At 46.8% G+C, this 12,080-nt stretch carries 8 protein-coding genes; all 8 read right to left on the bottom strand.

Features of this window, described 5'->3' with window-relative positions; genetic code table 11:
- Positions 1-43 precede the first annotated feature (43 nt).
- The 8 genes from CS562_RS28945 to CS562_RS28910 all read right to left on the bottom strand — a co-directional run bounded on the left by CS562_RS28945 (position 44) and on the right by CS562_RS28910 (position 12,051).
- The gene (locus CS562_RS28945) at positions 44-1,090 is read right to left on the bottom strand and encodes an ABC transporter ATP-binding protein (protein WP_076291661.1); all 1,047 of its coding nucleotides are present in this window, start codon (positions 1,088-1,090) and stop codon (positions 44-46) included.
- Positions 1,090-2,130 carry an ABC transporter ATP-binding protein gene (locus tag CS562_RS28940; protein WP_076291660.1) on the bottom strand — a complete coding sequence of 347 codons (1,041 nt, stop codon included), beginning with the start codon at positions 2,128-2,130 and terminating at the stop codon, positions 1,090-1,092. The genes CS562_RS28945 and CS562_RS28940 overlap by 1 nt, the downstream gene beginning before the upstream one ends.
- A gap of 32 nt (positions 2,131-2,162) precedes the next feature.
- Positions 2,163-3,311: an ABC transporter permease gene (locus CS562_RS28935; protein WP_240343068.1), complete on the bottom strand. Its 1,149-nt coding sequence runs from the start codon at positions 3,309-3,311 to the stop codon at positions 2,163-2,165.
- Positions 3,311-4,309, bottom strand: coding sequence for an ABC transporter permease (locus tag CS562_RS28930; RefSeq protein ID WP_024631276.1), 999 nt, complete (start codon positions 4,307-4,309; stop codon positions 3,311-3,313). Before CS562_RS28930 ends, CS562_RS28935 begins: the two co-directional genes overlap by 1 nt.
- 96 nt (positions 4,310-4,405) lie before the next feature.
- Entirely contained in the window at positions 4,406-6,352 is a 1,947-nt protein-coding gene (locus CS562_RS28925) for an ABC transporter substrate-binding protein (protein ID WP_240343067.1), read from the bottom strand.
- A gap of 414 nt (positions 6,353-6,766) precedes the next feature.
- Positions 6,767-8,881, bottom strand: a complete 2,115-nt coding sequence (locus CS562_RS28920) for a DUF5054 domain-containing protein (RefSeq protein ID WP_099859023.1) — start codon at positions 8,879-8,881, stop codon at positions 6,767-6,769.
- Positions 8,882-8,988: 107 nt separating this feature from the next.
- The gene (locus tag CS562_RS28915) at positions 8,989-10,476 is read right to left on the bottom strand and encodes a Vps62-related protein (protein WP_180287239.1); all 1,488 of its coding nucleotides are present in this window, start codon (positions 10,474-10,476) and stop codon (positions 8,989-8,991) included.
- Positions 10,477-10,875: 399 nt separating this feature from the next.
- Complete coding sequence (locus tag CS562_RS28910) at positions 10,876-12,051, bottom strand: GntR family transcriptional regulator (RefSeq protein WP_257219641.1); 1,176 nt, start codon at positions 12,049-12,051, stop codon at positions 10,876-10,878.
- Positions 12,052-12,080: the final 29 nt, after the last annotated feature.

Here is a 12,080-nt window from a genome sequence, read left to right as displayed (position 1 = left end):
AGTTCAAAGATGACTGATGGTACCGTCAGGTTCATGTCGATGGTTAGGATGTCCTGGATTGCATCTCATCCTCAGTCTCGATTGGAACGCCGCGAAGCTGAAGCTGCTCTGCATAATGACAGGCAGCAAAATGATTATATCCTACTTCACGGAGTTCAGGAACGTGCTGGATGCATTTATCCGTCTTATACGAGCATCGGGGATGAAAATGACAGCCGCTTGGCGGATTGGCCGGATTCGGTACTTCCCCCTCTAGTATAATTCGTTCTTTTTTAAAATCCGGATTCGGTTGGGGCACGGCTGACATTAGCGCCTCCGTATAGGGATGCTGAGGATTCGAGAACAATGATTCCGTTGTTGCCAGTTCCACAATTCTGCCCAGATGCATAACCGCTACTCGGTCGGAAATGTTCTGTACGATGGAAAGATCATGCGAGATGAAGATATACGTGATCTTGAATTGCTCCTGCAAATCTTTGAGCAGATTGATAATCTGAGCCTGAATCGATACATCCAGCGCAGAGACTGCTTCATCACAGACAATCAGTCTGGGTTGTGTAATCAGCGCACGTGCAATGGCTATCCGCTGCCGCTGTCCCCCCGAAAATGCATGTGGGTAACGTTTCAGATAACTCACATTCAGACCTGTTTTCTCGGCAATTTCCATCACCTTCGTCTCCACTTCAGCTCTGCTCAGCTTAAAGTTCGCAATCAGCGGTTCGGCGATAATATCGAATACGCTCATCCGGGGGCTCAGTGAGGAATACGGGTCTTGAAAAATCATCTGGATATCCTTGCGATATGCTTTGATCTCTTTGCCCTTCAAGTTTAGGTAATTCACTTCTTTTCCATCTTCCGCATGATAGACTACACTGCCTGAAGAAGCATCCACACCTCTGACGATGCAGCGTCCGAGCGTCGTTTTTCCACATCCGGATTCCCCGACAATGCTGAGCGTCTCCCCTTCAAGGAGTTCAAATGAAATTTCGTTCAGAATATGAATGGGTTTTGGCTTTTTGAACAGGGCTTTTTTGGATTTGACCTGGAAGCTTTTGTTCAGGTTGAGGACTTCAAGAATGGGTTTGGTCATTATGCTTCTCCTTCTCTCTGGTCCGCGTACAAGAAACATCTGACCATATGCTGGTCGGAAATCGCGGTTTTCGGTACAGCTTGTTGATTACATACACCTTCAATCCTGTCCTTACAGCGATCATAGAATCCGCACATCGGAGGCATGTTGATCGGCATCGGAACAGAACCTTCGATGGAATCCAGCCGTTTGCTTTTGTTTCCTCCCAGTCTAGGCATCGATTTAAGTAAGCCTTTCGTGTAGGGATGCTTCGGATTGTTGAAGATTTCTCTCATTGGGGCCTGCTCAACTATTCTCCCGAGATACATCACCGCAACCTCATCACACATCTCGGCGATAATACCCAGATCATGGGTCACCAGCAGAATGGCCATGCCAAATTCCGCCTGCAGACTTTTCATAAGTTCCAATACCTGAGCCTGAATGGTCACATCGAGCGCCGTCGTGGGCTCATCCGCAATCAGAATTTCGGGGTTACAGGACAATGCCATGGAGATCATCGCCCGCTGACGCATACCTCCCGAGAATTCATGCGGATATTGATCGAAACGCTTGGCCTGATCGGAAATCCCAACTTTGCTTAGCATCTCTAACGCGATTTTTTTGGCCTCTTTCTTATTCCTCGTCTGATGAATTCGAATCGCTTCCATGATTTGATTCCCGATGGTATACATCGGAGAGAAGGCCGTCATCGGCTCCTGAAAGATCATCGAGATTTTGCGGCCACGTATGGAGCGGATCTGCTTGCCTGTCGGCTTAAGAGACAAAAGGTTCAGGCCATGGAGAGTCGATTCCGAGTCGGAATTGTAAGTGATTGTTCCACTCGTTTCACATTCCTTGGGATTGATGCTGATGATCGATCGACTTGTCAGGCTTTTGCCGCAGCCCGATTCCCCCACAAGCCCAAGGGTTTTGCCTTTGTATATATTGAAGTCGACTCCATCCACGGCATTCATGACGCCATTTTCCATCTGAATCCGAATCTTCAGGTCTTGAACGGACAGTAAAGGTTGCTCCTTATCAACAGTTTGAGTTGCCATGCGATCCCCTCGCTTGCCTAGTATTTGGACAATTATTTTTTGTACGGATCAGCCGCGTCGCGCAAGCCATCGCCGATGAAGTTATAGGTCAATACAGTCAGAATGACAAAAGCGAGCGGAATGAGCTTCCAAGGATAAAGGGCCACATTTTCAATTTTTTGCGCCTCCTGAAGCAGCACACCCCAACTGGTTGCCGGCGAACGTACGCCAAGACCGAGAAAGCTCATAGCTGTCTCACCCAGAATCATGCTCGGAATCGCCAGGGTTGTCGCCACGACTAAATAACTCATGAATCCTGGCAGCAGGTGTTTAACGATAATCTTTGCGTCTCCTACACCAGCGATCTTTGCAGCGATTACATAATCTTCATTCTTCAATGAAATGAACTTGCCTCTGACCACCCGTGCCAGATCCGTCCAGCCAATAAAAGCGAAGATGATCACGATGTATAAATACATGGTCACGACCGGTATACGTGGCGGAATTGCAGCGGATAGTGCCATCCACAACGGCAGCGTCGGAAAGGAACGGATGATTTCGATGATGCGCTGTATCATGGAATCAATCCAGCCGCCAAAATAACCGGAGATGCCTCCAATAATCAAACCCAGAATAAAGCTAATGCCTACGCCGACCAGCGGAATGCTCAGTGATATTTGACTGCCCAGCACGATCCGGGAGAACAGGTCACGCCCCATACCGTCCGTACCCAGCAGGAATATCCGCCCTGGCTCATCTACAGCGAACAAATGCGTCGACATGGGGATCAGACCAAGAAACTTATATTCTTCTCCCTTCACAAAGAACTTGAAGAAATGCTTTTTTTCGGTATCCGGGACAAACATTTTACGCAATGTTTCGGGGTCACGCTCGCTCTTCAATTCATATACAAACGGCTTGATGTGAAATTTGCCGTCCGCATCAACGAATCGAAGTCCCATTGGTGGAGCATTCACGTATTTGCTGTCATAGCTTTGCAGCCCATACGGCGCGATAAACTGTGCGAACAGTGCGATGATGTAAAATGCGCCCAGAATGTACATGCTGATCCGGGCCAACTTATGTTTCTTAAATTTCTGATATATCAGCCGCCACTGCGAACTGTATACAGTATCTTTGGGTGCTGCTGTAACTGGGACTGCCGGCCTTTGACCTTTAAATAACGGTAGTGGTCTCATCATTAGGATCCTCTGAACTCTGTACGTATTTTGGGATCAAGCCAAGCCAGCAAAATATCGGAAATCAGTGTTCCGAGAACCGTCAGCAAAGCCATGATCAATAAAAAGGTTCCAGCAAGATACATGTCCTGACCGAGCAATGCATTATGCATAACTGGCCCTTGAATCGGCAGGTTTAATACGATTGCTGTAATGGTAGCGCCGGTAAAGATGGAGGACAGTGACCAGCCAAAGGTACTCACAATAGGATTCAAGGCTGCACGTGTCGGATACTTGAACAGGATTTGCATCTCTGATAAGCCCTTGGCACGAGCTGTAATGACATTCGGTTTGTTTAACTCATCGAGCATTTGTCCGCGCATGATCCGAATCAGATCCGCAGTACCCGAAAGTCCGATAACAATAACCGGAATCACCATATGCTGCATTAAGTCTTTTACCTTGTCCATGGACCACGGCGCATTCACGTATTCGTTGGAGAATAAGCCGAGCAATGGATTTCCGAACCACTTATAGGAAAAGAACATGAGAATAATGGCTAACAAAAAGTTGGGCGTTGCCATTCCGATAAAGCTCAGACCGGAGAAGAAATAATCGCCCGCAGAATACTGCTTTACTGCCGTGTAGATCCCAACCGGAATCGCGATTATATAATGGAAGGCCATTGTCACCAGCGAGACGACCAGAGTCAATCCCATATACTGCTGGATCACCGCCATCACCGGTTTGTTATAGTTGAACGAGAAACCAAAGTCGCCATGCAGAATGATTTTCTTTACCCAAACGAAGTATTGTTCATAGATTGGCCGGTCGAGCCCCAGATTCGCCCGCATGTCATCCATCTCAGCCTGGGTCATGATATCGCCGGAAGCGGACATCTTGGCCGAGTATGAGGATACGTAATCGCCAGGTGGCAATTGAATAATGTAGAAGACGATAAAGGAGATCACAACAACAACAGGAATGGCCAACAGGATTCGTTTTAAAATGTATTCAAACATCTATTCCTCTCCTCTGCACCGCGTGAATGATACAAAAGGAAACAATAGCAAGGATAAGTCCCCTCCTCACTATTGTTTACCTGAATGCTTCACCAGCTATTGCTTGATGAAAAATTGTGCCGGATGGCCTTGACCCAGCGAGCGATACTCATCGGACCAGATGAGATCCGTAGGGATGTTATGAATTTTATTCGAGGCTGTAATCAGCACCGGAGTTGGTCCCGCATATCCGATGACCCACTGATTCTTCTGGTGCAGCTTCACGATCTCATTGCTATACTGATTGATTTCATCCAGTGTCTTGCTTGCTTTCACTTTTTCCCAATACTCAAGGATTTTAGCGACATCCCCTTCAGGCTTGACACCTTCCTTGCCGCCAGATTGGCTGTATAAGCCGTAATGGCCGAACCATGGTGTGATAACACGGAGCGGAACCATGGTATCCGGTCGGAAGGCTACGTTGACGACAGAAATATTCTCGGTAGTCATCGGAATCTTGTTGGCATATTTCATATCAAAATGAGTGCCTCCGTCAACCACTTTCAGGTTCGTTCGCAGCCCCATATCCTCGTAGTATTTCTTAAGCAATTCAAGGAATGGTGCTGTATCGGTTGTGCTCTCAATCACCGTGAGTGTCAACTCGGAACCATCAGGGTTCAGACGGAAGTTGTCTTTATCCCGCTTGTTCAAGCCTAACTCGTCAAGAATTTGGTTAGCGCGTTCAGGATCATATTCCGCCCATTGCTGAGCCCATCCTTCCTGGTAACCCATTACGCCTTCGGGTACGGAAGCTTGTATTGGTTCTCCCAGCCCACTGGTGACAATCTCAGACACCTGGTTACGATCCACCCCAATGGAGAGTGCTTCCCTGAACTTGATGTCCTGGAAGAGTTTGCGGAGATTCGGATCTTCCGTAGTCTGGTTTAACTGTACTCCCGCGCTGGACCAAGCTGGTTGTGTCCAAGGGATGATACGGTAGTCACCTTTTTTCTCATTCTCTTTCAGTACCGTGAAGTCTTTGGAATCAAAGATCACCAGGTTGTAATCACCGGCAAGCGTTCCAAGGACCTTTTGGCTCGGATCTTGAATCTTAGTCGCTACAATCCGGTCAATATACGGAAGCTGTTTGCCTTCTTTATCTGTTTTCCAGTAGTACGGGTTGCGCTCCATGACAAACTGATCGCCGTTAGGATCATTGGTTGGCACCCAAGCCCGAAGTGTAGGAATCTGGTAGTGCAGCCAATCCGTATACCCGGTTTCCATCAAGAATACTTTGGGATCTTCATAACCCCATTGCTTCGTAATCTCCAATGTTTTGGCATCCCCTACGAACTCGGGAAGGATGGTTTTGTGAAAGTGTGCAGGAGCAAAGAACCACTTGTTATCAATGGCCACACGTTCCAGGAAGAGCACACTTGGATATTTGTGAGTTACGGTAAACGTGTAGTCATCCACCTTCTTCACTTCAGCCAACGCTCTATCCCCGGTAACAGGGTCAACGGAATAATAAGCGTCATAGATCTTTTTGCCAAAGGTCTCTTTGGTCAACATATGCTCCCAATAAAAGAGAACATCATCCGCTGTGAAAGGAACACCGTCGGACCATTTCATGCCTTCTCGCAAATGGATGGTGAACACGGTGGAATCATCATTCACTTCATAGCTCTTGGCTACGTTTGGCTCAACCTTGTTTCCTTCCTTGTTGAAACGAAACAGCGCTTCCTCTGTCGGTTGGCCTATCCCCCACTTATCAGGAACACCAGTCCAAGGCATGTTCCAATCTCCGCCATATTGCCCGATTTCCTCGACGACCTCTTCAACCATAATGTCTTTGGAAGCTGGTAGGCGCTCAGCCAGGGCAGGCAATTTACCTTCATCGACAAGCTTTGCCAGCATCGGGGCTTCTTTGGCACTGTTGTCCGTAACAACAGGTTCTTTCACTGTTGATTCCTCATTTTCGTTGTTAGACGAAGATGCAGAGCATCCCCCTAGTATTGTCGTGATTAGGACAAGAACAATTAACAAGTTGCTTTTCCTTTTCAAGCTAAACCCCTCCACGTTTGGATTTGCCATTAACTTGCCTAAATATGCTCTGGTTGGCGCTCACCTCCCTAACGAAATAAACCCTTTATGTACATATGTAGATACAATTAAACCGGTTTAATTTTTATGTAACAGAGGTTCTCAATCGGGAAAACATCTCATAGAATTAAACCGGTTTAATTGACATATAAGAAAATGTAAACGCTTTATTTGTATATAATACATGGATGACTACGTTCAAGCAATAGGGATTTTACAAAAAAATTCTGTTTTTTTAAATTCATTTCAGAAACAGTTCCGAACAGTCCAAGTCTGCTCAAACAGCCCTTACTCACAAATCCAAGTATAGGTTCCAATTGTACTAGGATTATTATGCGATCATCAATTTTTGGTAAAATTCAACATCAATTTCTCTTATTTGCGATTTGCAACTGTATTTAGTCGAAAGCGGAATTTGGCATCCTCGCCGTACCACATTGGGAAATTGGTACCCCAAATATTGTTATGCAGATTAAACTGCCATCCGGATTCAAGCGAAACAAACGAGTTGTCGAATTGCAGCAGCCTTCTCTGTCCAGGTGCGACCAAAGCGGAATCCAATGCTTCAATAGAGGCCTGACCATCTGTGCCTTCATAGAATACTCCCTTGTCTACAGCATGCAGATTGCGGTTGCCGTCTTTTACAACATTCAACGGAGAGATTCGTCCTCCAAGCTTGTCCATCATCCACAGATTGGGGTTATCCACCTTAAGTCCGCATCCTAACCAACTTGCCTCTGGAAGACGATTCGCTTCTTTTCCAAACCATTGCAAGCTAACCTCTACCACTCCTGCCTGTGAAAACGTATATACCAGTTCCAGTTCCTTGGGTGCTCCGTACAATTCATGACTTTCTGCTGGCATGGACAACCGGAACCCATACGTATCGCCATGAGCATTGCCTGACTTGTGCATATCGGTCACGATTGGCAAGTACACCTGATGGCTTGGCAGCGGGCGCACAAATTCAAAGCCAGGTTTGCTGAAGTCGGCATCCGCCCAAGGATGTGTCACAGGCAGGTTCTGCATATAGGTACGGAAATACCTGGCGTAATCCTCCGTCCCGAAGGTTTCATAGGCATAGGCTCCGAACGGATGCTTCGCGTCCACCCAATTCTTTTCCATCTCGTCCGTCAGCTGAATCAGTGCACCATTGTTATTGAAGGCCAGCTGGTATCCGCCACTGCTATAAACTTGATGTCTTGCCGCAGATACGATGTCGGAAGATACACTTTTAACTGGATTTAGTTGTTCAAAAGCTTGCAGCGCTTCCTTCTGCTTGTCTTCACTCAGGCACGCCACAGCCGTGTCCAAATATCCCCGCTGTTCCGCCCAAGAGCTCTCTATCATGGAATAGGTACGACGGCTCGTCTCCGAAGAGAACAGTCCGCTGGAATGACTGTCGAACTCATCCATGGCGAAGGCACCGATATATTGAAATTTTGCAGGAATATCCTCCACATCGACGTCGTTCATTTCCCGCGCCCGGTTGAAGTCAGGTTTGGCATAATTCCGGAAATCCGGAAGCCATTTCTTCACATCAAGTCCCCACGTATGCTCCACAACCAGCAACATGGCATCACTCATACCTTTATATTCTGCGCTTGCCGAATCGATCCGGCCTTCGGTCAGCCACTTGTCTCTCAACCGCTGCAACTGGCGGAATCTGGCTATTTTAAGCGGGTCGGTACCGCCTCCGTGAATCCAAGTATCCCCGAGCTCTTCACGTACAACAGGTAATTGGTCCCGAACCTGATCAAGGTGCACCGCAAATGCATCAAGAGACGAAGCCATAATCTCTGCATCGGGGTATCTTTCCTGGATATGCTGGAATTGTTCACGAATCTCTTCTGCGCTTGGCGGTCCGCAATTGTCGCCCGTATGGGCAAACAACAAGATATCATCGATACCTTCAATTTCGACTGCCTCTCCGTAGGTGTCCGCATAATTGACAATGATCTCACTGCCATCCGCTGCCTGCCATCTGAACAGTTTAGGCACATCCGGGCGCATGGAAGCTGGATTAACTCCAAGATGCATATACCGGAGACCCGCTTCACTCATCAAAGGTACCATGGACAGGGTATGCCCGGGTACATCCGTCATTTTTGCTGCAATGGTCGTTTTGCCAAATTGTTTATCCAGGTCCAATCCGATGGACAATCCATAGCGAAATAATGAGGGGTCCATCAGCTCGGTATGCGTTGTGAACGGTAATCCATGCCATACGATATGACCTTTGCGGATCGCCTGTTCCATGGCCTGTTTACCCTCTTCGGACGCATGATTCAGATAATGACGGATCAGCCAGGAACCCGTGGTCCATATGAATTGCTCTCGCCCTCCCTCTGCTTCCAACTGCGCGGACAAAGCGATAGCTTTGGGTACATACTCTTCCATGTACTGCTTTACGACGTTTTCCGCCAAATGCGTAAATCCGATATCCAGGTGAGTTTTAAAAACAACATGTACTTTTTTGCGGTTAGTCATCGTTGTCTGAGCCTCCGTTGTTAGATTCACAGTTAGTACTGTTTACTTGAACAATAAGCATGGGAGACCCGCTTCATGTGAAAGCGAGTCCCCTCGTTAATCATCGCCTAATCTAAAATAACATCATTCGTTAATGCGCCTTTTTCCTGCGGTCCTGTTGGTCCTCCTGCAAGCAAAGGCTGACCAAAGAAGGAGCCTTGGGACGGATTTCCAAATTTATAGACAGACAAGCTGTTCGGATTACTGTAATCCCTGTCCAGCCATGATGGCCAAGCATTTCCCAGACCATTGCCTGTTCGAGTATTCGGATAATACTGAAAAGCCTGGATATTGTTCCAGGTATCCCATGCCGTTCCCTGATTCGTCACATCAATCAATTGGGTCACGACGAGTTCCTGATAGACATGATTGCCAGGATCTTTCCACATCCCATGGGAACCAAACGCTGAATAAGCGACAGGATGTGTATTGTTTACTTTGTCCACTTCACCCCAAGAGTAGGTTGTACCGAAAGAATGCGCGCCATAGTAAACTTGAACCGGCTTCACATAGTTACTGTTCTGATCAGTGAACTTGGCCAATCTGACCGTGACCCGCTCCCAATCTCCGACATGATCTCCCACTTCCGTGCCAAACACTGTTTTCCCAAGATCATAGGGACTGAACTGGAAATATACCAGATCGACATTGTTATACTCCTTCTCCACCCAAAACGCATAGATTGGTGCATTAGCCAGATCGCCCGTAAAATACGGTAGTTTCAGGGTATATGGATTCAACTCCGTTTTGGTCTTGAATTCATATAAGCCTGAACCTGGATTCACATAACGATCCACATAAGGCAGGGTGTGTTCTACCGAGGATGGAAAATAAACTTCGCCTTGGGCAAACCAGATTTTAGGAGCAAAGGTTTGCAATATTTCACGCTTGGCTGTGTCACTGTAATCGTTACCCGGAACGGCAACCGAGGTGGTGTCGAGCGGCGAGATGGCTTCAACCTTCAGGCTCGATACCGAATCATTGATATCTCCGCCAACATAGATCGCATCTGCGGTCAGAACCTTGGAGTATCCAGCGAAATTGTAGTCTTTGTACAAAGTGACCTTATACCCTGGGGCTACCCGAAGTGCAGAGATGGCATCATTGCCTACTCCAGCCTTCAGTTCATCCACATTATAGCTGCCAATATCAAACTGTTGCTCAAAACCTCCATAAGGTGAATTGGAGTATGCGATAACTGGTTTATTGGGGCCTCCGATCTTCTCTACTTTCAGACTGGAGGTCGCGTCGTTAAAATCATCAAGCCATCCCGCATCGCCGGTCAGCGTTTTGGTGTCACCGGAGAAATCCTTGTCACGATACAGGGTCAATCGATATCCCGGAGCTACCTTTACCGAAGATATTTTGTCGTTACCAACCACATTAAGCTGATTCACATTGAACTGGCCAACCCCAAACGGTTGGGAGCTGCCTCCAAAATCTCCATCCTGGTAAACCGTTACGGCATTGTCCTCTGCCGCCTGCGCGGGCTGCGCCAGTGGAAAGAAAAGAGATACTGCCAAGAACGAAGCTGCAAGCAAGGATTTGATTGTCATATTCGGGCTCCTCTTCGAATAATGATTTCGTTTATTGCCAACGTTCGTACGTTCATTTCTTTTGGCTCTGCAGGTCATTTCCCAGGATGTATGGTAGCGCTTTCCGGAAAATCCTCCCTTCATCCTTGAAAGATATGTGGCATACCTTCACACTAATATATGTCATTGACATATACAATGATATAAATGTAAATTTTTCTCCAAATAAAATTCATATAACTACTATTATTTACAATATTTTTGCATAAAACGGTGAGATACATAACAAATTGTGTATTATTGAGTTTGAATTGGATAACAACCATCGTATGTCACTGACATATAAAAACCTTCCTTATCATTAAAACGAGATAAGGAAGGCTTGAATTGGCTTAAAATAACGCGGAACCAGATCGACATTTATTGATTAAGATTACGTACGGAGCTTCGTTCGATGATGGTTGTGTTTACCTTGATGGATAACGCCCCTTCTCGGGAATTCTCCATACGTTTGCCCAGCAAATTCACTGCTGCCTGTCCAAGCTTCTCTGTGGTTTGCCTTGCCGTAGTCAGTGGCACGGGCAGTAGACTCGCCAACTGGATGTCGGAAAAACCAATGATGGACAGTTCCTCGGGTACCTGCTTGTGGATGGATAAGGCCGTGTACAGACAAGAAGTTGCGATATAATCATCCGCACAAACTACGGCTGTCATTGCGGGATTACTTTGAATGAAATCCTTGAGTTGCAGATTCGCTCCATTCAGGTTGAGCATGTAATCCTCTGCGCAATCCAGGCAAATATTACGACCGTTGACGGGAAGTGCATAGTCCAGCATGGCCTGTACATAGCCTTTATAGCGGTCCTCGCGGCTCGTCACTCCATCAAACGGCATAGAGATATACCCAATTTCCCGATGTCCTCTATTGATCAAATATTCCGTCAAGTTGTAGGCTCCCTGATAATGGTCATGATACACACAATCAATATTGACCTCACGAAAGATTCGATCGATGATCACCAATGGATAATTCAGTAGATTAAGCTCCAACACCTTTTCACTGCAGCGTGTTCGTCCCCTTGGAAACAGAATAATTCCATCGAGTCCTTCCTCGTACAATTCTTGTAGGCAGAAACTCTCATCCTCTTTATCCGTAGTGATCCGAATGAGCAGCTGGCACCCGGATTTACGTGCTTCCTGCTCAACGGATGCTATAATTCTGGCTACATAATCATCCATATTGGGGAACAACAGAGCAATTTTTCGCTTCATAAGCTTTTTGTCTGTAGTTACATTCCCCGATAATGACTCCTTACCCGGGCCGCCCAAATAATCACCCGACACAAATGTCCCCCGCCGCGCCAACCGATAGACAATGCCTTGTTTCTCCAAAATTTGCAGTGCAAGCTTGGCTGTCATACGGCTGACAGAATACAGTTTGGCGAGCTCACCTTCTGATGGCACGGGATCATGTGGCTGCAATTTCCGGTTACGGATTTCTTCCATCACCAGATCGGCAGTTTGCAAGTACAACAACGGCTTCCGATGTGGTTCCTCCATGTGAACACCTACCCCAGTTCCGGATTTTACGATCATTCTATCATTTTCTCATGTAAAAAAGTAAA

Source organism: Paenibacillus sp. LK1 (assembly GCF_002750415.1).
Taxonomy (GTDB): Bacteria; Bacillota; Bacilli; order Paenibacillales; family Paenibacillaceae; genus Paenibacillus; species Paenibacillus taichungensis.
Note: the sequence above shows the minus strand (reverse complement) of the source record. Positions and strands in the feature narration are given on the sequence as shown.